Source organism: Priestia sp. D3YE.R1, assembly GCF_049199565.1.
Classification (GTDB): Bacteria; Bacillota; Bacilli; order Bacillales; family Bacillaceae_H; genus Priestia; species Priestia aryabhattai.
Genome location: NZ_JBLTHW010000002.1, coordinates 1 through 21,831, shown reverse-complemented (window position 1 = coordinate 21,831; position 21,831 = coordinate 1). Strand labels below are relative to the sequence as shown.

Below are 21,831 nucleotides of genomic sequence, written 5' to 3'. Positions count from 1 at the left end.
GTATGTATGCTTTCACGCACATCTTCTGTTAATTATATAGAAATTAATTCCTTGTCGGCGAGCTCTTTTTGCCAAATTGGAGATTCAACAGAAATTCACCTACTCAATAAAGCTTTAGCTGATCGGAGACAATACCCGTTTTTCTACGGCAGAGAAGGAAATTTTGATGATTATGCTATCTTTAGTGAGCCTATTCCCCATGGCGATTACGAACCTATTCCCGTTCAAATATGGAATGAAATACCTTTGATACGCGTTAACAGAATTGATATAAAAGGATGTTCATTCTCGTCAGTTATTCATGTGGGCTCAACGTGCAATGTTTATGCAGAAGCTCGCATTAAGCATATTCGTGAACTGATCAACGATGAACCTTCAAAGGAAGCTGAAACAGGAACATCAAACAGCCCTACTTCACAAGCTCGCAGCGATGATTGAACCTTTTAAGAAGCTGCTCATATATTAAATTAATATCACGAAAAAAAGGGTGTGAACTTCATGCCAGCAATAATTGGACCCGTTAGTATCATGAGCGTCGGAGGCGGTGTCGTAACGTTTGGAGATACGTTCTATGTTTCTCCAAAAAGCGCTGCTAAAACAGCCTCAGGCTCCGGTTCTTTAAATACAGGGAACTTTGTTAATACCAATAACGGCATTTCAGGAACAAATACGTTAGATCCAGATTTATTTGATCAAAATATAGCAGCAAACGCTTAAAAAAACCCCTTATCTTTGCTATTAAAGCGGATAAGGGGTTTTTTATTCACTTGGATTTTCGGCTGTTTGATTTTTTGGTTTTAGGTAATTTAGAAGAAGGCTGTTTACGAATCCATTTAATAAAAGAGCTAATTTTAGAATCAGCTTGTAATAAAGAAATCGTATTAAGACGAATGGCTAATTCATCATTTGTGTATAACGCATGAATTTGTTTATGACACGGAATACATAAGTTTGCCGTCGGTTCAAACGCTCCGCCCATTTCCTTTGGCGTTAAATGATGTACGGTCGTCAAGACATCCTGCCTTCCGCATAATTCGCATGTTCCTATTCGCCTGTCTTTTTTCTTCATATAGATTTCCTTCCCTATAAAGTTTCTACTCTTACACTAGTTCCTTTGCCAGAAGGCTCGGATGGCTCCACAATCAAACGTTTTGGCAGCCGAGCCCGAAGTTCTTGCACGTGACTGATGACTCCAATTGATAAATTATTGGACTGAAGTTTTTCAAGCGCCGTAACCACGGTATCAAGAAGCTCGCCATCAAGCGTTCCAAATCCTTCATCTAAAAAGAAAAACTGCAGTGGATATTCTCCTCTTAGCTGTATTTGTGCAGATAATGAAAGGGCCAGAGCGAGGGAAGTTAAAAATGTTTCGCCTCCTGATAAAGTTGAAACCGGACGTTTTACGCCTCCATTTGCATCATCTCTCATGATAAAGCCGCCTTGTGAATCAACTTCAATCGCATAGCGCTGGCGTGTTAATATACCCAGACGCTCCGAAGCATCTCGGCTAACGGACATCAGCTGCTCTTCAGCAATATATTCCACAAAAGCATTTCCTTTAAATACTGTTTGAAGCTTCTGATACTGTTCAAATAAAGCTTGTTTTTCTTCACGGTCTTGTTCAAGCACCAAAAATCGCTCATGTCGTTCTTTGACGCTTTTTAACGTTTGCTCAGCTGCTCCCTTGAGCTGAACGGCTTCTTTCACAGCTGCTTTTATATCATGAAGCAGCTGCTGAGTTTCTTCAAATTGCTGCTCTTCTATGGACTGGTGATTCAGCTGGATATTTAACTGTTCAATTGATAACTTCATCTGTTTTATGTTGTCCCAATAAGCCTGAACAGTTTCATCCAACAATTTCATCTCATCATGTGATAACAGAGCTTGCTGAACTTCTTTTCCTTCACTGAATAAAGAATTCCCTATCGCTTCTTTCCATTTTTCAGCTGCTTTTTTATACTGGATATGAGCTGTCTCTAGGGATTCGCTCGCTGCTTTTTCATCCATTTGCAGCGTTTGATACGCTTTTTGAACAGTCTGCCAATGTTGATACGCCTGTTGTTCATTCGTCTCTAACTCCGCAAGTAAAAAAACTGTTTTTTGCAGCGCCTGTTCAATATCTTCTTGATCTGTAAGCGTACGCAAGCGTTCAATTTGTGAGTGAACAAGAGATTGTTTATGAGACAGCATTGCTTTTAATTCGGTAAATTCTTTTTCGCCCGCATATTTTTCTTCTTTTAGACGTTCGATTTTCTTTTGCTGATTTTCAAAAAATACGCTGCTTTTTTCAATTCGAGCCTTTATTGTCTGCTCTTCTTTTTCTCTTTCAGTCAGCTTTTCGTTAATTTTCTCCATCTCTTCAAATACAAAGGAAGGATAGTCTTGTTGAAAAGCTTCTTTTCCTGCTTGTAGCGCTTGTTTTTGCTGATTGACTTTTCTTTCTAATTCAGCTTGTTCTTTTTGATAATGAGCAAGCTCTAATTCAATCTTTTCAAGACTTTGCTGGACTTTCTGTACCTGCCCAAGAATTGATTGCTGCTTTTCACTTACCTGCAAATAATCCTGCTCAAGAGATTTGATTTCAACTTCTATTTTCTTAGCATACTGGCCAAAGGCATCTATACCCATTTCTCCTAAAGCAGGAACTTCGCCAGCTTCGTTCATAAACCCAGCTAAATCAGGTATCTTTTCAACAAGAGGTTTAGCTAGCTGTTCAAGCTGCATTTTAAGCGATGAATAGCTAAATCGCTGTTCTCGCAAGTGATTGACTTGATCTTCGAACTGATCCGCTGATTCTACTGTACCATTTTCTTCTTCTTGGTTTAACACGGGGTTAGGATGATGCTCAGAGCCACAAACTGGACAAGGCTCTCCTTTAGTCAGCTGTTCAGCTAATTGATGAGCCAGACGATGTGACCATTCTTTTTCTTTGCGTCTTTTTAGATCACTCATTAAATGATCCGCCTGTTGAAAAAGCTGCTGAAACTCTTTTTCCCGCTCACATACAGTGTGATACAAGCCTTGAATATCTGAAAATAACTCTTTACTTCGTTCTATTGTTTGCTGATATCTCTCTTGGTGTGTTTGTTTTTGTGTATGCAAATGCTGAAGCTGTTCCGCTTTTTCTTTATACGTTTTTTGGCCTTCATCTAGATTTTTTTTATCATTATTCCATACTTGATACCGGTAGAATGCTTGCTGAACAGCCTGCCGATAATCAGGTTGAATCTCCACTTTTGTTAATGCTTCTTTCAACTCTTTTTGAAGGTTCAGACCTTGCTGATACCGCTTATCCGCTTCCATTAATTCATCATTTTTCGTTTGAAGTGCCTGCTGCTTTTGCTGAAGAGAGACTTCCGCTTCTTTTACTTCTTGCTGTCCATCTTTAATTTGTTTTTGAAGATCAGAAGCCTGTTGGAGCTGTTCTTTTTGAACAACTAATTTGGGCTGCTGTTCATTTTTATACAAGCGAGCCTGCTCATATAAGCTATTCGAACGCTTATATTCCTCACTTTTTTGAACAATTTGTGCTTTTAAATTTTCTACTTTATCTTCATAAAGCTTCTGCTGTTTTTCAGCTTGTTCAAAGGTTTCTAAATAAGGAAAAAGACGCTCAGCCTGCTGGGCTTTCATCAGCAAATCTTTCTTTTGTGTAATCTCCTCTTCCTGTCTAGAAGCATGTGCTAGCTTTTCTTCTAGCTGTGCTTTTTCCTGCTGCGCTTTCCAAAGAGACGCCTGCTGATCGTATCGCTCTTGCAAATCAGCAGCTTCTTTTTCTCGTTTTTCCAAAAGTACAATGCTATCACTTACAAGCTGCTCAGCTTCCGTTACTTTCTCTGTTGAAGCTTCACCTAATCCCGCTTGTTCTGCCGTGATTTTATCTAGGTCTGTTTTTAGCTGCTGAACTTGATAGCGTATTTTCTTACTAAGCTGATCTCCGTACTGCTCGAGATTAAAAAGACGCTGAAGCATTTGACGGCGTTCCGTCCCTTTTAACGATAAAAACTCTGCAAATTTTCCTTGTGGTAATACAACAGCTCTTGTAAAATCATCAATTGTTAAACCAAGAAGTTCCTGTACCTGCTGGTTTACATCATTTGTTTTATCCGCTAATACATACGTTTCATCTTCGATTTCAATCAATCGACTGGAAGCTGATTTCACACGCAGCTCATCCGTCCGTTTAAAGCTTCGTTCAACAGTATAGCGTTTTTTATGACTCGCGTTTTCCAGCTCGAACGTAAACGATACTTTCAGTTCATTTTCCCCGTGATTTAAAATTCCTTGTGTATTATTGGCTGCACGCTCTACTTTTCCGTATAAAGCTAGTGTAATGGCATCCAAAATGGAGGATTTCCCGCTTCCTGTAGGACCAAATATTCCGAACACACCGCCTGAACACAGCGCTTCAAAGTCGACAGTTTGTTTTTCTCTAAAACTGTGAAGTCCCGAAACGGTCAAGTTAATAGGTTTCATTTTTCATCCTCCTTTCCCGATATTTCTTCGTCGTTAATTAAGGTTAAAAACAGTTTGACTAATTCAGTATCAGGTGCCCCTCCGCCGGTTTGCCTGCTGTAGAACTTTGTAAACAGTTCTTCGATTGGCACTTCGCGCTGTGAACGTGTTTCATTTGCTAGTTCTTCTGCTTTGAATACCGGACGAATATGAATAAAGCCTGGATGAAGCTTACGAAGTCGATGGATTTCTTCTAGAGAAAGTGCATCTTCTACGTGAACTTCTAAATCGACCCATGCCTGCGCATCTTTTTGCTCATCAAGCCATGTGTATACTTCTGTCAATCCGTTTTTCGCTTTCCAACGCGTCAAAGGCTTTCCGCTAGATAATGGAATTTCAGTCATTTCAACCTCTTTTCCTGGCTTAGCATCTAAAATGCTCACGGACTTTGCGTATCCTGATTCTGAAAAGCTGTAAGCAAGAGGTGAACCAGAATATCTGGCAAGGGTGTGGGCGCGATTGATCATTTGCGGGCGATGCAAATGTCCTAGAGCTACATATTGAGCATTAGCAGGTAAACTAGTTGCCGCCACTGTATAAGCTCCTCCTACTTCAATGGGACGTTCTGAGTCCGTTGAACTTCCGCCTGCTACGTAAATATGACTCATGGCAATATTAACGGTATCCGTTGTGAACTGCTCGCTCATTTTATCGAAAATACCTTTTACTCTGGCATCATATGAATTTCGAAGAGCCAGCTCATCATTTTCTTCTGCTAACAGCTCCTTTAACCTTGATTCAGATGGGTAAGGAAGAGCCGCAACCTTTAATATTTCATCTGATGTAGGAATGTGAATGCTTTCTACATCGGTAGTAGGCAAACCAAGAAGCCTAATATTTTGGTGAACAGCTAATGGAGAAGCCGCCGACAGCCGATCCGGGTTATCATGATTACCTGCAATAACAATAATCGGACGTTTTCCATTGTTGCTCAACCTAGACATACTTTCGTAAAAAAGCTGTTCTGCCGCTGCTGGAGGGTTAACCGTATCAAAGGCATCTCCCGCCATGAGAATAGCATCTACCTTTTCCTCTTCCACAATGTCTGCCAGTTCATCTAAAAACTGTGCTTGCTCAGCCAGTCGGCTTCGTCCTTCTAGCGTTCGCCCCAAATGCCAATCCGCTGTATGTAATAAACGCATGTTACTCTCTCCTTATTGGTGAAAAAGAAGAAGACCAGCGCCTTCTTCTTTTTTTATATTTCAACAGCATGTCCACCATCTAAAAAGTACAGATAGCGATGCTGCACAGGTTGTTTTACAATCCGCTCAATGGCCTTTGCGTAAAGCTCTAACTGAATGCGGTATCTTTCAATTAGAAACGGTTTTGCTCGTTCAAAATCTCCTTGAAAACGATCCGAAATATTATCCGTTTTAAAATCAAGTAAAACGAGGCCCTCTTCCGTTTCATATAGACAATCAATAATACCTTGCACTAAAATCGTTTCGTCTTCCTGCTCCCAATGATCATAGATTTCTTTAGCAGAGGCACCTAAACTAAAAGGCATCTCTCTATAAACCGTGCGAGCCGTTCGAATATCTTGTGCAATGTCACTCTCTAAAAAAGCTGCTACATCATTTGCATCAACGGCATCCGCTTGATCTTGCGTCAATAATTCTTTGGTAACCATTGATTGAATAAAGTCTTGAACCATATCAAGGGTATAAGCTTTATTTAATGGAAGCTGCTGCATAACGGCATGTGTAGCTGTTCCTCTTTCCGCTCCTGTGAGAGATTTTTCTTGAAGAAACAGCGGACGGTTTTCAAGAGGTGCTTTAGATCTCCGAACGAGATCGTCGCTTCCACTTGCATCCGTCAGCTGCTGCTGCCTTTTTAGTTCAGAAACAGATTGCTTCGAACGATGAACGGAAGCTACACGATAATCATAAGACCAATTTAAGCGTCTATACACTTCGTCTTTATAATCGCTGTATTCTGAAACTGGCTCATGCTTTTGAAGAGCGTTCAAAAGCTCTTCATGGTGCTGCTGCTCTTCAAGGGGCTGTTCGGCTAAATCACCTGCTAATAACGTTGAAAGTTTCCAGCTTGAAGAGTGCTGATGAATCATCTCAGCCGGCTGGACCTCTCCTTCAACCATGTGACTAACATTTTGGTGACGAATTAAAGAAGGTCCAATCCAGTCTAAATAACATTTTGCATCTCTTCTCACGTGAGCCGGGAGCGTCCAATCTTCATGTGCCATAACCGAGCTCCATTGTCTGAGCTTTTCTTGTGCGTCTTTTACTGTTCCAACTAAAATAAGTTTTTCTTTCGCACGCGTCAAAGCTACGTATAATACCCGCATTTCCTCTGCCATGCTTTCTTTTTTCATTTTTTTCTTCATGGTCTGCTGAAGAAGAGTCGGGTACGTAATACGCAGTTTCGGATCAATATATTTAGATCCAAAACCTAGTTCTTTATCGAGTAAATAAGCTTTATTCAAGTCCATCAAGTTAAACTGACGAGCAAGACCAGCTACGAAAACAACAGGAAATTCAAGACCTTTACTGCTGTGGATCGTCATCAAACGCACCACATCTTCTTGTTCTCCCAGCGCTCGAGCAGCTCCTAAATCGTTCCCTCGATCCTGCATCCGTTCAATAAAGCGTAAAAAGCGAAACAGACCTCTAAATGAAGTCGCCTCATACTGGCGAGCGCGATCGTAAAGAGCACGTAAATTGGCTTGACGCTGTTTCCCGCCAGGAAGTCCGCCAACAAATTCAAAGAAACCCGTATCGCGGTAAATTTGCCATACTAGTTCTGACAAAGAGCTTTGTCTAGCTTGTGTTCTCCATGCTTTTAACTGCTCATAGAAATATTTTACTTTATCGCGAAGTTCTTCATCATCCGAAACCGCTAAGTACGTTTTTAACGCATCGTAATACGTTCCTTTCTTTTGCTCCGCTCTCAGTGTAGCTAACTCTTCATCTGAAAGCCCTACTACCGGCGAGCGAAGAACAGAAGCTAACGGAATGTCTTGATGCGGGTTATCTACTACTTTTAATAAAGACATCATAATCATCACTTCAGTAGCATCAAAATAACCTGTTGATAAATCGGCATAAATCGGAACGCCTTCTTGTTTAAATTCATCCATAATCTGCGCAGCCCAAGGCATGGAACGAAGCAAAATAACAAAGTCACGATACGTCACGTTTCTCATGATATCGAGCTTGCGATCATATATTTGAAAACGGTTTTGAACGAGTTCTTTGATTTTGCGCGCCATTGCTCTTGCCTCTAACTGAGCGGTTTCAAGCTCCGCTTCTGAAAAAGCGACGAGAGAAGAATCCGCTTCTTCTTCCGCTCCTTCTTCTGCATTTTCTTTTGCAATCAGCAGAAGCTCCGTTTCCATTCCTTCCACTTTTGGATACGATGCTCCTAATTTTAAAGAAGCATCATCGTCATATGCAATTTCTCCGACTTCTTCATCCATCAGCTGATTAAAAATAAAGTTTGTAGCATCCAGCACTTGGGAACGACTGCGGAAGTTTTTATTCAAATCGATGCGTTTTCCGAACTGGCGACCATCTTGCGTAAAGCGCTTGTACTTTGCTAAAAACAAAAATGGCTCCGCTAAACGAAAGCGGTAAATGGATTGTTTTACATCTCCAACCATAAATAAATTTCCTTGTTCTTCACTATCTCTCGTCACTAATTTAATCAGTGTTTCTTGAACCATATTTGTATCTTGATATTCGTCAACAAGCACCTCTTCAAACTGAGTGCGATATTTTTGGGCAATGGACGACGGCTTAAGCACTCCATCTTCTTTTACACTCAAGATTTGCAGGCAATAATGTTCTAAATCAGAAAAATCCACTAACCCTTTCTCTTTTTTAATGTGTTCATATCGTTCACCGAAGCGCTGAACCAAAAAGATTAGCGTTTCAATAACGGGCTTCATTTTTTCAAAATCAGCCATGTAGCCGTGCAAAGGCCTAGAAAACAAATCAGCATGAAGTTTTTCAAGGCTTGTCTTAGCTTTTTTGCGAAGCTCTCCGAAATCATCTAAAAGCTGCGAATCGTATGCTTCTCCTTTACATGGCTTTAAACGAGTAAAATTCAAATTCTGCATTTCCTCATGCAAATCAGCAAAAGAATGTTTAGAAGCGCTGAGCAGCCGATGAATTTGAGCCAGGTCTTCCTCTGCATTAACGGCGCGAGGAGCAGGCCCTCCTGGCAGCTTTGTTAGCTCTAAGCCCTGTTTTAAAATCGACTCAATACCCACGAGCTGCGTTGTTACTTCTTGTAAAAGAAAAGACAGAAACGGAAGTGAATCAATAGAAGAATCCTCTGTCACATCATATTGACTCACGATCATTTCAAGCCAGCCGTTTGGGTCAGGGTTAGATCTTGCAAAGTCATATAGCTTTCTTACCATAAACTGAATATCTAAGTCATTTCTGTCACTTGTATAACGATCAATTAAATCAAAGAATCGCTCGTTCTGTTCAATACTGTACTGCTCTTCAAACAATTCTTCTAATACTTCTTCCCGCAGAAGATCCGCTTCCGTATCATCTGCAATCCGAAAACCAGGGTCTACATCGATTAAATAATAATACGTTCGAATAACTTCTAAACAAAAAGAATGGAGCGTAGAAATCGACGCACGGTTTAATAAATTAAGCTGTCTGCGCAAGTGTAAAGAAGATGGATTCTTTTTTAACTCTTTTTCCAATGCTTCTCCAATTCGATTTCTCATTTCGGCTGCAGAAGCATTTGTAAACGTAGCAACTAGTAATCTATCAACATCGATTGGTTCCTCGCCCATCGTAATCTTTTTAATAATACGTTCGACTAAAACCGCTGTTTTTCCTGAGCCAGCCGCCGCGGCTACTAATATATCTTGACCGGATGAAACAATGGCGTTCCACTGGTCATCCGTCCACTGGGAGTCGGCCGGTTTTACGTGTATATCTTCACTCATCTCGTTTGGCCTCCTCTCGAATTTTATCTAAAATAACACTTTGACTCTCTGTACTAAGCTGACGATATTCGTTGTTTTCCATTGATTCATCGAACTGACAGATTGAGCGGTATTCACAAAACGCACATGGTGTTTTATCTTTTAGTTTATAAGGCGAAATATCAATTTTCCCATTTGTAATCTCTGTACCTGCCTCCACAAATTTACCTCGCACATACTGACGGAGATGTGTAAAATCTTCTTCGCTCGCAACCGAAGAATTAGAATAAAAGCCCCCTGTCTTTTTAATGCCAGCTGATATAACCTGTGAGTGTCCTGATTCTAACGTTTCGTCCATTAACCTTACTGCTTCCTCGTCTCCTAAAAGCAGTCCTTTCATTTTAAACTTCTTAAAGATTTCAGCTTCAATTTGATCAGGCTGTAATGCTTTAGTACTGTTGATCATTGGATTATGAACGTGGAAATAAAGAACGCCAGCAGGCAATGCTCCTCTATTATCATGAAGAAGCTGTTCAGCATACGTCACGACTATGTCTAAGTAAGCTAAAATTTGAAGAGATAAACCGTAGTACACTTCCACTAGGTTTAATGCTTTATCGCTTGATTTATAGTCGACAATACGCAGTAAAAGCCCTCTGGAGCTTTCCGCTTTATCTACCCTGTCAATTCGGCCAACGAGTTCCATCGTATGCCCATTTGGCAGTGTGAACTGCATAGAAGGCAGCTCGGCGCTAGGCCCAAATCCAAGTTCCAATCCAACAGGAACAAAGCCGCTCACCTTAGCGTGCTCACTTAACACAAGCGACGCCCGTTCAATAATTTGCTGCAGCTTATGCGTTAAATAGTGGTGGCGATTGGAGCTCAATAAAATCTCATTTTGTAAGCGCGGAGCAAGTTCATGCACCGCAGCCGTTGAAAGCTGCTGACAGTCTTTTCTCGTTAAGTTCTTCCATTCTTTTTGACCGCCGCGAAGCTCGTCTGAAATCATCTTCAGCGCCGCGTGAAATAATTCGCCTATGTCAGGAGCTGCTAATTTGAAAACTTTTCGCTCTTTAAGCTTAAGCCCGTGAGAAGCAAAATGAGCGTACGGACAGGCTTCAAATTTCTCCATTCTCGATACGCTTGCTTGAATATGTTTTCCATACAGACGCTGACTCGTTTTCTTTGTTAACCGTTTTGCTTCATTTTTATAAAATAAGCTGCTTAGTACTTTCTCGCTGTATGAGTTCCAATCTGAATTTTCTACATAAAAATTATATACATCCCACCAAGCGGAACTCATCGGATAATGGCGTTTCCATCCTTGCAGCTGACTGGCTAAATGCGCGATGCTCGTTAAGGGATTTGTTATATAATCCACTTGCTTTTCTTCTTCTAAATCCGTAGGTTCCGTCATTAACAGCTTTTCCTGCAGGAGCGGAAACAGCTCTTTTACTCGATTAATAACGAGTGAAGGCAGCAGAGTCTTCCCTTCCTCATTGGCAAGAGGATACGAAACATAAAGTTTTTCAGAAGAGCTGGAAAGTGCTAAATAAATGAGAAATTGTTCGTCGAACAGCTTTTGTCTTCCAGTTGGCGCAAGCAATAAACCTGATTCAAGCAGCTGCTCTCTCTCCTTCTCAGATAACAGGCCATCGCTTTTTGGTTTAGCTGGAATCACACCGTCATTTACACCTAACACAAAGCTTGCTTTGATATCGGATAAACGCGAACGCTCAAAACTTGCCACAACCACTTGATCGAGTGCAGGCGGAACAAGTGCAAACTGCATGCTGTCAAGCCCTGTCTCAAATAGATCTGCGAACAAAGAAATCGATACTTTCTCTTCTCCCATCATTTCAACAAACTGATCAAATAAGTGAAGAATTGCTTTCCATACCTGCTCGTGCTCTCTTGCTTCTTGAAGCTTTCCTTCTTCTTCACATCGGTTGCGCAGCGCTTCTATCTTTTGTGGAATATCTAAATTCGTTAAAAAGCGATAGAGCGCTTCTGCTTTTTCTTTTCCTATTTTCGCTTGTTTTAATTTTTGCTGAAGCGAGTAAATAGGAGGAACAATCATATTTTTTAATTCATTTATTTTTTGCTCAAAAGCAAGCTCTTCGTCCGTTTTTCCAAGGTTCATGTCTTCAAGCGAACGATATTTTCTGTAGGTAAATGGCTCCTTACTTGTCCACTTAGATCCTTGAATACCGTAAGCAAGCACGTAATTTTCTAATTCATCCATCTCTTCGCGCAGCTGGTGCACATCAGATGACAAAGGAAATAAAAGGTCTGTTTTCACTGCTCGAAAGATGGTTTCATATCGCCATGACCCGCTTACCACCTCTAAGACTGAGCGAATAAATTCAACGAGCGGATGGTGAAACATCGCTCGCTTTTGGTCAATAAAGTACGGAATTTCATAATCTCGAAAAATGGTTTGAAGCAAGTCATGATAGTCTTCTGCATTTCTAACAATCAAGGCAATATCACGATAGCGATAGCCGTGATCACGCACAAGCGACAGCACTTCTCTTGCAATCCCTTCTACTTCTGCTCTTCGGCTAACAGCCGGCAGCAGCTGGATGTGCTCGGGCTCTGACTGAAATTCCGGCGTTGGCCGTTCATCATAATATCGTTCTAAATAGGCAAGCTCTGGACTGTTTTGATGCCTTTTTTGTTCTTTAAATACGTTTGGCTCTTGAATCTCTATCCCGTTTTCAGCCGCCAGACTCATTATTTCTTGGTACGTTTCGCTCGTTAATCGAAACAAGTGCAAGTCATTCGGAATAAAATCTTGATATGAATAATCAGAAGTAACCGCTATTTTCACTTCTCTACAAACTTTCATCAGCTCTACTAATACCGTTAATTCTTGAGGAGTATAGTGATGAAATCCATCTACATAAATCGTTGCTTGAGCAAGGTACGCAGAAGAGGCTACTTTTTCACTCAGCAGCTTCAAATAATCTTCTCCATCTACATATTTTGTCATCAGCTGTTTTTCTAATTCTCCGTAAATGAGATGTAAATCATGTAATTTATCAGCAAGGACTTTCTCATCTTCTGCTTGAAGCTTTTGCTTCATCTCTTCGAGAGACGGGGCATCTACCGTATACTGTTTAAATTCTTTAACCATTTTTTCTAGTTCTTCAATAAACCCTGCTTGTTCTGAAGAATTCGCAAACAGTCGAAGCTCTTTTTTTTGATGCTCGATAATTTTTTTAAGCATCATATGAATACCTGTTTGATCCACATGATAGCGGCTAATACCTCCGACTTCTTGCAGGATACGCCATGCAAGGCGTGTAAAACTATAAACTTGAGCACGCATCATGCCTTCTAACCTAGGCGTTTGAACAAGTGCATACTCCGACTGAAATGTCATCTGTTCAGGTACAATATAAATAAGTGGATGCCCCAGCGGAGCATTTAACAGCTCTTGGCGCATGCTATTTAAAAGATATTCCGTTTTCCCGCTTCCTGAACGTCCTAATAAAAACTGTAGCCCCACGTTTTCACCCCTTCATTTTTTTCTCTATATTTTCATTTGTTTAAGTACAAAATGGATAAACGCCACGTAAACACGTGACGCAGTCGTCAAAATTTTATAGTGATAATCAGCTAAATCTCTCTATCTCTCTATCTCTCTCCTTATTATTTTACTGAACTTGCAGACAAAATTCCACTTTGCCGATATGTGAAATGCTGGATGCAACAAAAAAACTTTTCAGTAGTCAAAAGACCACTGAAAAGTTTTAGAAAAGCGAGTTATTTTCTACTTTTACATCATGATTCCACCATCTACATGAAGAGTTGTACCGTTAATATAGTTGGACTCATCAGATGCTAAATACAGATAAGCATAACCAATGTCAGAAGGCTGACCTAATCTTTGTAAAGGAATAGTGGATTTCATTTGATCAATGATTTTGTCTGGCATCGCCTTCACCATATCCGTCTCAATAAACCCAGGAGCTACAGCGTTTACATTAATTCCTTTTCGTCCCAGTTCTTTAGCCCATGTTTTTGTCATTCCCACTACGCCCGCCTTTGTCGCCGCATAGTTTGTTTGACCAACATTTCCATATACGCCCGATACCGAAGATGTGCTAATAATTTTCCCTTTACCTTGAGCAATCATATGCGGTACCACTGCTTGCGTACAGTGAAAAACGCCTGTAAGGTTTACGTTAATTACCGCTTGAAAATTTTCAACTGATAATTTGGTTAGCATTCCATCTCTGGTAATACCAGCATTGTTAATTAAAATATCTATTTTAGAGTAGCGTTTCACTACTTCTTCTACCATTGCATCTACACTGTCTCGATCCGCTACGTTCACTTGAAAGAATGCTACATCTCCGCCTTCTTCTTTTAGCTGAGCTGCTCGTTCTTCTCCTGCTTTTGCATCGTAGTCAACCATAGCGACTTTTGCACCCTCTTGTGCGAAAATTCGAGAAGCTTCGAACCCTAATCCATTTGCTGCACCCGTAATAATTGCCACTTTATCTTTTAATCTCATGTCACCCGCGCTATAAGACGCTTACTAACAACGATTAATCAGCAAGTCGCTTGAATCTTAGTAGCGCATTCCCCTCCTCAAAACGACGCCAAGCACGTCTTAATGATCATTCGGTGCTTTTCTAGTAATGATCCCTCTACTTACATCTTAGTAGTCAAGCTCAAAAATCATTCATATAATTTTTAAGAAAACGTTTTGAAATACATGAGGTGATAATACATGTTGAGAAAAAACATGTATATCTTTAGAAAACAAAGGGTTCATTACTTAGGTGCAACTAGGAATAGACGTCTAATTTATTCCCAGTTTTTTCTTTTATTTTAGCATATTTTTCATAATTGATAAACAAAAAACTTGTTCATTACTGGACAGATACTCTATATGTGCATTGTTCTACCAACCGAATAAACAGACAAATAACTTCTTCGGGAAAAATTTTAAGATCCTTTCAAAAATGCTGTTGTATCCCTATAAGAAAAGGCTTTTCTATAGTTTACAATACCCCTTTCGGCTGCATGTATAACAAAAGACTACCTATTAAAAAGCAGTCTTTCATCACTATTTGTTATATATAAACAAACTATTTGTCATACTGTTTCACTTTAGATTTTTCGTTTAATCTCCGTTCAATTTGCTTTCCAACAAGCCATAGAACAAAAATGATCACTAAAACAAGTACTGCTTTTAGAGGCTGTTTCACAAATGAAACAAAATCGGCCCCAATAAAGCTCATCATAAATATCATCACCATTTTACCAGCTAATACAGCAAGCATAAACTGAGCCATACTAACACGTGAAAGTCCCGCTACTACATTAATGGCCGAAGACGGGGTAAAAGGGAAACAAAGCATAATAAACAGCGGTCCGAAACCGTGTCTTTCTACCCAAATCATAATTTTTCGAATTTGCGCATGCCGGCTGATAAAATGCAAAAACCTCGCCTGTCCGTATTTTCTAAAAATCAAAAAGACAAGCAGTGATCCAACACAGCTGCCAACCCATGAAATCAAAAAGCCTAACCATAAGCCAAAAGCGGCAGCATTGGCCATTACAAACGCAAAAAGCGGCAAGATGGGGATAAACGCTTCTAAAATAGGCAACAGCAGTCCGGGAATGATCCCAAATGATTGATATTGTTTTAATAACTCGAGGACGCCGTCTAATGTCAAATAATGCTTTAATGTTTCAAAATCCATCGAATGTTCTCCTTATTTAAACAACTGTGCTACTTTTCACTTATTGTACTACTTTCCTTTACCAAACAAAAGTTTTACAGCGTTTTATCTTTCCTGTCCTTTTACGTTTGCCATACAGCCTTTATTTACGCACACATATTTAATTGAACAGCCATGCACTTTTTACTGAGACTGTTTTAAATAACGTTTAAACCAGCTTGTTAAATATTTTAGTCTTGCCGTTCGTAAATTAGGCTTACCGCTTCTAGAAAGTTCATGGTTAGACTGAGGAAAACGAATAAATTCTACTTCTTTATCTTTTCTTTTCAATGCCACGTAAAGCTGTTCAGCTTGTTCAATTGGACATCTATAATCCTGTTCGCTATGCAGGATTAACAGCGGTGTTTTAACGTTCTCCGCTAAACGAAGCGGCGAGTGGTTCCAAAGTTTTTCCGGATTTTCATAAATATCAGCTTTTAATTCCCATTCGGTAAAATAATAGCCAATATCACTAACGCCGTAAAAACTCGTCCAATTTGAAATAGACCGTTGCGTCACCGCTGCTTTAAACCGATTTGTACTTCCTACAATCCAGTTTGTCATAAAGCCTCCGTAGCTTCCCCCTGTTACGCCAAGCTTATCTTCATTAATATAAGAGTAGCGCTTAACCGCTTCGTCGGTCACTGCCATCAAGTCCGTATAATCCATGCCTCCGTAATCCCCTCGAACCGCATCTGTAAATGCTTGTCCATATCCTCTGCCGCCTCTTGGATTAGAAAAGAGGATATTGAATCCTTTTGATGCAAGTACTTGGAATTCAAGCATAAATGTATGACCATACATAAGATGCGGACCTCCGTGGATTTCTAAAATGGTTGGAGATATATCATTGGTAGCAGCAGCTTTTACTACCCAACTGTGGATATGTATACCGTCCGTAGAAGTCGCGTAAAAAGATTCTGCTTCCGTTAACTGCACATGCTGTAAAAATGAGTCATTAACGTTTGTCAGCTTCACTAATTCCTCTGTTTTTAAATTTAGAGAATAAAGATCTCCAGGATGTGTAAATGTACTGATTGCTACGATAGCTTCCTCACCATTGGGAAGAACGGATACCCCATATACGTGAGCACTATCCATAAGCATAGGGTCTAACTTTCCATTCACATTTCCTTTATATATGCCCACAGAACCCTTTTCACTTACTACAAAATAAAACTCTTCATTACTGCTCCACATAATTCCCGCTGAGGTTCTTCCAAAGTGAAAATCTCCTGCTACCATATCTCCTACTTCTAAGTCTATGCCAGCAGTGATACAAGCTGTTTTTTGGTTAGAGACCTGATAAATGTATATGTCATTCATTGAAGCTGATCCGTATGTACGTTCATTTCCGATGTAAGCTATGTATGACCCATCCGGTGACCACGAAACTTGATGAAAATATCCTGTTTCTGCTGTAATAGATGTTAATTTTTTAGTCTCACGATGCAAAATAAACACGTCCATGGTTAACGATAAATCCGGATTCTCTCCTCGGCTGCTGCAAAATACGATTGAGTTTGCATCAGGGGCCCAGCATCCTACAGAGTGATGATAAGGTCCATCCGTTAAAAACGTCACTTCTTTATTTTTAAGTTTAACGACAGCAACTTGCGTATATTCACCTTTTAAATAGCCGCTAGCATCGGATTTGTACAGTAAACGTTCCACTTCGTACGGCTGAGGATGTTCATGATTTTGTTCAACTCTTACAGCTTTTTCTTCTACTTTTGTAGAAAACATAATTTCGTCACTATAAGGAGACCATACCGGATTACTAACGCCTTTTTCAAGATCTGTGAGTGCTTCTGCTTCCCCGCCTGTCGCTGCTAATAAGTAGAGCTGAACGGCTTGACTGCGATCGGATAAAAAAGCAATCCACTTGCCGTCAGGGGACCAGGCGGGAGAATGATTATTTCCTTTATAGTACGTTAATTGCTTTGTTTTTTTCGTTTCAAGATCTAACATAAACAGCTGCGTTTCATAACTGTTTTCTATTTTCTTCGTTTCTCGAACCGTATAAACTACACTTTTTCCATCTGGAGAAATCTGAGGATTATACACAGACTTCAATTCATACAAATCCTCTACGGTTACCTTACGCTTTTTTAAATGATTCAATTTCTTCGCCCCCAAGGATTCATTTTTAAACCAAATAGCCAATCGATAAAAACGAAAGTAGCGTTTCCCTCTTACTTTATCATTTCTAAAAATAAAAATCTAAAAATTTAGAAAATTAGTTGTTTTTTCTTCTTTTAATCTATATAATAATAAAAAGGGTGCAGAGGTGATGAGGTATGAACAATGAAAAATCGTACACGGAAATGATGAAGTCCCTCGCTCGCAAGAAAAAAGTAATTGATACTGTGAGTATGTTGGATGTTTATATCGAAATGGTAATTGATGAATCGCTTTTTAAGCGTCAAAAAGAACTGTTAGAAACAAACATTAACACGGCATTAGATCAACGTGATGAAACTGCTTTTTATGAGCTATCAGCACAGTACCAATCCCTGCTTCAAACATCTACTTAATATTTTAAGAACTTAATTCATGTTAATGATTTATATGTACGTTTAACAGGCAGATACTTTCTTCCCAGGAAGAACAGCTGTCTGTTAAATCGTGTTTACTACATAAAAAAAGATTCTTACATCTGTAAGAATCTTTTTTGTTAGAATTTTTCCTATGAGTGGAAGTACCCAACCGTTCCACTCATAGGTTTTTTGTTATTTATGTGCTTGAAACTGCTCTTCTTCCGTTGAACCTTTTAAAGCTGTTGTAGAGGAGGTCCCACCAGAAACTACTTGCGCCACTTCATCGAAATAACCCGTGCCTACTTCACGCTGATGTCTCGTAGCTGTATATCCATTTATTTCACTAGCAAACTCTCTTTCTTGTAACTCTGAATAAGCTGCCATTCCTCTTGTTTTATATCCTCGTGCCAGCTCAAACATGCTGTGATTTAAAGCATGGAAGCCAGCAAGCGTAACGAATTGGAATTTGTAGCCCATTTTTGCGATTTCTCTTTGGAACTTTTCAATCGTTTTCTTATCTAATTTTTTCTTCCAGTTGAAAGATGGTGAACAGTTATAAGCAAGCATTTTACCTGGGAATTTTTCATGAATAGCATCTGCAAATTTTTGTGCTTGTTCCAAGTTTGGTTCAGACGTCTCACACCATACTAGATCAGCATATGGCGCATATGCTAAGCCGCGAGCAATAGCTTGATCGATTCCGGCTCTCGTGCGATAAAAGCCTTCAGCGGTGCGTTCACCCGTAATAAACTGGCGATCTACAGGATCAACATCACTTGTAATTAAATCAGCGGCATCAGCATCGGTACGAGCAATCAGAAGTGTTGGAACACCCATTACATCAGCAGCTAAACGAGCAGCAATCAAATTTTTCACAGCGGTCTGAGTTGGAAGCAATACCTTGCCGCCGAGATGACCACACTTTTTCTCAGAGGATAATTGATCTTCAAAGTGTACGGCAGATGCTCCCGACTCAATCATTCCTTTCATGAGTTCAAATACGTTTAACTGCCCTCCAAACCCTGCTTCTGCATCTGCTACAATTGGAGCAAAGTAATCGATATCTCCTTCTCCTTCTAAATGCTGAATTTGATCGGCACGCTGCAGCGCTTGATTGATTCGTTTCACAACGTGCGGCACGCTGTTTGCTGGATATAGACTTTGATCAGGATACATATTTCCTGAAAGGTTTGCATCTGCAGCTACTTGCCATCCGCTGAGATAAATTGCTTTTAACCCTGCTTTTACCTGTTGTACCGCTTGATTGCCTGTTAAAGCTCCTAATGCATGAACGTATGGCTCTGTTTTTAATAAGTTCCAGAACTTTTCAGCCCCTCGTCTAGCAAGCGTATGTTCAATATCAATGGATCCTCTCAGTCCAATGACTTTTTCTGCAGAATATGGACGTTCAATTCCTTTCCAACGCTCATCGCTTTTCCAGTTCTCTTCAAGGTTTTTTACACGAATCTCTTTCATTCTTTATACCCCCTAATGAATTTAAAATTCTATATTGATAAAAATAGAAAACGCAGCAGTGAGAATATGTCTGTTTCATGATGAAGTAAATTAGCAGTTTGCCATAGTGTTAGTAAGAACGTAGATGAAATAAGTAAATAGTTGAAGGCCATGTAGTAAGACTTTGCTGAGGTGAATATACGCTGATAAGTTCGACTGCTATCTTTTCAATCACAAATAACTATTCCTCCCTATTGTTATAAAACAGTTTTTATTTTACATACGTTATTATATAACAGTACTTTCGAAAATGAAACCTCCTTTTAGAATTTTTTTCCTACTCGCAAGGAGGCTTTTCTATTAATACCTACGTATAAAAGGCTTCATATATCCTTTACTTTTTCTTATATCACTTATTCATTTCTTTCATACTTCTCAACAAATGAAATTCTTTCCAGTATTGTTGGATGACCATATCGGAAAATTTTCACTAAATACGGCGGATTTACCTGGGACAGTCCTGATTTTGTTAAATCCTGAAATGTTTTAATAGCAGCTTGTTTATCTCCTGTTAAGTCCATGGCGTACGTGTCAGATTGAAGTTCATGATGACGCGACTGCATATTTGTTAACGGACTTACAGCAAATGTGAGCACAGAAAAAATAAGTAGAATAAGCGGTAATGAATTTAAATCACTAAGAGAAGTGATTTTTAATGCTTTCCCCCATCTCTTAATCACAAAGCTTGCTAAATGTTTCGTTAGCCATAAACCTACAATCGATAAAACTAAAGCTGAAGCAATCCCCACATAAATATGTTTCTTCACATAGTGACCCATTTCGTGCGCCATGATAAACAAGATTTCACGTTCCGTCAATTTATTAAGAGTAGTATCCCATAACACAATTCTTGAATTAGAACCTATTCCCGTTACATATGCATTGAGAGAGTTCGTTTTTTCAGACATGTTTACTTCATATACATGCTTAGCAGGTATATGAGCTTCATCTGCTAAATTCAAAATTTTCGTCTCCAGCTCTTTATTCTTTAACGGATAAAAATCGTTATATAACGGATCGATAACCACTGGTTGAATAAACGTCAAAAATAGCGTAAATGGAATAGATACTAGCCACGCATACAGCCACCATCTTTTTGAAAACTTACGAATGAATGCATATAACACAGCAATCACTAAAAACATCGTGGCATAGTTCACCCAAAAATCTGTAAAAAGATCTTTCATCCATCCTTGAAAAGGTTGCGTTGTAATATGATATGCGGTTGAAAGCTTATAGCTAATCCAGTCCATAGGAAAAGAATAGATCAGCAGCAGAACAGATAACCAAAATACATAAATAGCAGTTTGGAGAAGACTGAAACGGCTGATGTCTTTAGACCACTTATTAACTTTCTTAGACACACCTAACACTAAAATTAAAATAAACCCTAGCCACTCATATGGAATTCGGATAAAAAAGAGCGCATCTCTAATCTTTGAATATTTTTCGGTTAATATAAGTTCTCTTGCATTCATAAACGTAGCCGGATCTACGCTGGTGCCTTTTAATGATTGTGGAATAGAGGTGTCACTTATATAAAATAAATACACCCATATACAAGCTGCATACACAAGAAAAACTCCGATGGACCACAAAACAATTTTTTTCACGCATTCCCCTCCTTTTGTACAAACAGTATTCCGTTATTACTATTGTAGGTTTTTTTTCGAAATTTAGAACAAGCGTTTATAGATGTGCTATAGGAAATGCAAATTGTGAAGAGAAAATCATAGAAAAACGAAAAACAGAGTTTATTCTTTTGTCTAAACTCTGTTTACAAACAAAAAAAGCAGTTTGCATATGCAAACTGCTTTTGAGATGACCCGTACGGGATTCGAACCCGTGTTACCGCCGTGAAAGGGCGGTGTCTTAACCGCTTGACCAACGGGCCAGTATGGCTCCACAGGTAGGACTCGAACCTACGACCGATCGGTTAACAGCCGATAGCTCTACCACTGAGCTACTGTGGAATATGGTGGGCCTAAGTGGACTCGAACCACCGACCTCACGCTTATCAGGCGTGCGCTCTAACCAGCTGAGCTATAGGCCCATTATTTGGAGCGGGTGATGAGAATCGAACTCACGACATCAGCTTGGAAGGCTGAGGTTTTACCACTAAACTACACCCGCGTTACTTAAGATGGGGCGACTGATGGGAATCGAACCCACGAATGCCGGAACCACAATCCGGTGCGTTAACCACTTCGCCACAATCGCCGTCTTAAAATGGTGGCTCGGGACGGAATCGAACCGCCGACACAAGGATTTTCAGTCCTTTGCTCTACCAACTGAGCTACCGAGCCAAACAAAATGGCGGTCCCGACGGGAATCGAACCCGCGATCTCCTGCGTGACAGGCAGGCATGTTAACCGCTACACCACGGGACCACTTTGGTTGCGGGGACAGGATTTGAACCTGCGACCTTCGGGTTATGAGCCCGACGAGCTACCGAACTGCTCCACCCCGCGATGATATGAATATGATATAAATAAATGGCGGAGGAAGAGGGATTCGAACCCCCGCGGGCTTTAACACCCCTGTCGGTTTTCAAGACCGATCCCTTCAGCCGGACTTGGGTATTCCTCCGTATATTTATAACAAATGT

At 40.0% G+C, this 21,831-nt stretch carries 13 protein-coding genes and 9 tRNA genes; 3 read left to right on the top strand and 19 right to left on the bottom strand.

From position 1 onward, the window contains the following. Positions 1-6 precede the first annotated feature (6 nt). Positions 7-438, top strand: coding sequence for a spore germination protein GerPE (locus ACOZIR_RS12465; RefSeq protein WP_045295278.1), 432 nt, complete (start codon positions 7-9; stop codon positions 436-438). 60 nt (positions 439-498) lie between these two features. Further along, positions 499-717: a spore germination protein gene (locus ACOZIR_RS12460; RefSeq protein WP_025749935.1), complete on the top strand. Its 219-nt coding sequence runs from the start codon at positions 499-501 to the stop codon at positions 715-717. Between the two features lie 46 nt (positions 718-763). On the opposite strand, the gene ACOZIR_RS12455 is transcribed toward ACOZIR_RS12460, so the two are convergent. From ACOZIR_RS12455 to ACOZIR_RS12420, 8 genes are all read right to left on the bottom strand, one after another. Continuing rightward, the gene (locus ACOZIR_RS12455) at positions 764-1,069 is read right to left on the bottom strand and encodes an HNH endonuclease (RefSeq protein WP_013081707.1); all 306 of its coding nucleotides are present in this window, start codon (positions 1,067-1,069) and stop codon (positions 764-766) included. A 14-nt stretch (positions 1,070-1,083) separates the two neighbouring features. After that, positions 1,084-4,476 carry an SbcC/MukB-like Walker B domain-containing protein gene (locus ACOZIR_RS12450; RefSeq protein ID WP_045295279.1) on the bottom strand — a complete coding sequence of 1,131 codons (3,393 nt, stop codon included), beginning with the start codon at positions 4,474-4,476 and terminating at the stop codon, positions 1,084-1,086. Beyond that, on the bottom strand, positions 4,473-5,657 hold the full coding sequence (locus tag ACOZIR_RS12445) for an exonuclease SbcCD subunit D (RefSeq protein WP_045295280.1): 1,185 nt from the start codon (positions 5,655-5,657) through the stop codon (positions 4,473-4,475). Before ACOZIR_RS12445 ends, ACOZIR_RS12450 begins: the two co-directional genes overlap by 4 nt. Positions 5,658-5,710: 53 nt before the next feature. Further along, entirely contained in the window at positions 5,711-9,448 is a 3,738-nt protein-coding gene (gene addA, locus ACOZIR_RS12440; protein WP_340141590.1) for a helicase-exonuclease AddAB subunit AddA, read from the bottom strand. Beyond that, complete coding sequence (gene addB / locus ACOZIR_RS12435) at positions 9,441-12,941, bottom strand: helicase-exonuclease AddAB subunit AddB (protein ID WP_310878289.1); 3,501 nt, start codon at positions 12,939-12,941, stop codon at positions 9,441-9,443. The genes addA and addB overlap by 8 nt, the downstream gene beginning before the upstream one ends. Positions 12,942-13,211: 270 nt before the next feature. Beyond that, on the bottom strand, positions 13,212-13,952 hold the full coding sequence (fabG, locus tag ACOZIR_RS12430; protein ID WP_045295283.1) for a 3-oxoacyl-ACP reductase FabG: 741 nt from the start codon (positions 13,950-13,952) through the stop codon (positions 13,212-13,214). A 580-nt stretch (positions 13,953-14,532) separates the two neighbouring features. Next, the gene (locus tag ACOZIR_RS12425) at positions 14,533-15,150 is read right to left on the bottom strand and encodes a TVP38/TMEM64 family protein (protein WP_013081701.1); all 618 of its coding nucleotides are present in this window, start codon (positions 15,148-15,150) and stop codon (positions 14,533-14,535) included. Positions 15,151-15,312: 162 nt separating this feature from the next. Further along, positions 15,313-17,292, bottom strand: coding sequence for a S9 family peptidase (locus ACOZIR_RS12420; protein ID WP_340141591.1), 1,980 nt, complete (start codon positions 17,290-17,292; stop codon positions 15,313-15,315). A 176-nt stretch (positions 17,293-17,468) separates the two neighbouring features. Here ACOZIR_RS12420 and ACOZIR_RS12415 point away from each other — a divergent pair, with 176 nt between their 5' ends. After that, the gene (locus ACOZIR_RS12415) at positions 17,469-17,705 is read left to right on the top strand and encodes an IDEAL domain-containing protein (RefSeq protein WP_028412421.1); all 237 of its coding nucleotides are present in this window, start codon (positions 17,469-17,471) and stop codon (positions 17,703-17,705) included. A 195-nt stretch (positions 17,706-17,900) separates the two neighbouring features. On the opposite strand, the gene aceA is transcribed toward ACOZIR_RS12415, so the two are convergent. From aceA to ACOZIR_RS12360, 11 genes are all read right to left on the bottom strand, one after another. Continuing rightward, the gene (gene aceA, locus ACOZIR_RS12410) at positions 17,901-19,184 is read right to left on the bottom strand and encodes an isocitrate lyase (protein WP_028412422.1); all 1,284 of its coding nucleotides are present in this window, start codon (positions 19,182-19,184) and stop codon (positions 17,901-17,903) included. Between the two features lie 392 nt (positions 19,185-19,576). Beyond that, the gene (locus ACOZIR_RS12405) at positions 19,577-20,836 is read right to left on the bottom strand and encodes a M48 family metallopeptidase (RefSeq protein ID WP_045295285.1); all 1,260 of its coding nucleotides are present in this window, start codon (positions 20,834-20,836) and stop codon (positions 19,577-19,579) included. Positions 20,837-21,045: 209 nt separating this feature from the next. Next, positions 21,046-21,117 (bottom strand) — tRNA-Glu (locus ACOZIR_RS12400). Positions 21,118-21,121: 4 nt separating this feature from the next. Beyond that, a tRNA-Asn gene (locus ACOZIR_RS12395) sits at positions 21,122-21,196 on the bottom strand. A 3-nt stretch (positions 21,197-21,199) separates the two neighbouring features. After that, positions 21,200-21,276: transfer RNA gene (locus ACOZIR_RS12390), tRNA-Ile, on the bottom strand. 6 nt (positions 21,277-21,282) lie between these two features. Continuing rightward, positions 21,283-21,356: transfer RNA gene (locus ACOZIR_RS12385), tRNA-Gly, on the bottom strand. 11 nt (positions 21,357-21,367) lie between these two features. Then, a tRNA-His gene (locus ACOZIR_RS12380) sits at positions 21,368-21,443 on the bottom strand. A 10-nt stretch (positions 21,444-21,453) separates the two neighbouring features. After that, positions 21,454-21,529, bottom strand: a tRNA-Phe gene (locus ACOZIR_RS12375). A gap of 8 nt (positions 21,530-21,537) precedes the next feature. Continuing rightward, positions 21,538-21,613: transfer RNA gene (locus ACOZIR_RS12370), tRNA-Asp, on the bottom strand. Between the two features lie 4 nt (positions 21,614-21,617). After that, positions 21,618-21,694, bottom strand: a tRNA-Met gene (locus tag ACOZIR_RS12365). 25 nt (positions 21,695-21,719) lie between these two features. Continuing rightward, positions 21,720-21,812, bottom strand: a tRNA-Ser gene (locus tag ACOZIR_RS12360). Positions 21,813-21,831: the final 19 nt, after the last annotated feature.

What these genes read in the sequence shown, in the direction of transcription:
- ACOZIR_RS12445 (WP_045295280.1), bottom strand. Translation starts at nt 5,657, where the DNA reads ATGCGTTTATTACATACAGCGGATTGGCATTTGGGGCGAACGCTAGAA.
- fabG (WP_045295283.1), bottom strand. Translation starts at nt 13,952, where the DNA reads ATGAGATTAAAAGATAAAGTGGCAATTATTACGGGTGCAGCAAATGGA.
- ACOZIR_RS12460 (WP_025749935.1), top strand. Translation starts at nt 499, where the DNA reads ATGCCAGCAATAATTGGACCCGTTAGTATCATGAGCGTCGGAGGCGGT.
- addA (WP_340141590.1), bottom strand. Translation starts at nt 9,448, where the DNA reads ATGAGTGAAGATATACACGTAAAACCGGCCGACTCCCAGTGGACGGAT.
- ACOZIR_RS12450 (WP_045295279.1), bottom strand. Translation starts at nt 4,476, where the DNA reads ATGAAACCTATTAACTTGACCGTTTCGGGACTTCACAGTTTTAGAGAA.
- ACOZIR_RS12415 (WP_028412421.1), top strand. Translation starts at nt 17,469, where the DNA reads ATGAACAATGAAAAATCGTACACGGAAATGATGAAGTCCCTCGCTCGC.
- ACOZIR_RS12465 (WP_045295278.1), top strand. Translation starts at nt 7, where the DNA reads ATGCTTTCACGCACATCTTCTGTTAATTATATAGAAATTAATTCCTTG.
- aceA (WP_028412422.1), bottom strand. Translation starts at nt 19,184, where the DNA reads ATGAAAGAGATTCGTGTAAAAAACCTTGAAGAGAACTGGAAAAGCGAT.
- ACOZIR_RS12455 (WP_013081707.1), bottom strand. Translation starts at nt 1,069, where the DNA reads ATGAAGAAAAAAGACAGGCGAATAGGAACATGCGAATTATGCGGAAGG.
- ACOZIR_RS12425 (WP_013081701.1), bottom strand. Translation starts at nt 15,150, where the DNA reads ATGGATTTTGAAACATTAAAGCATTATTTGACATTAGACGGCGTCCTC.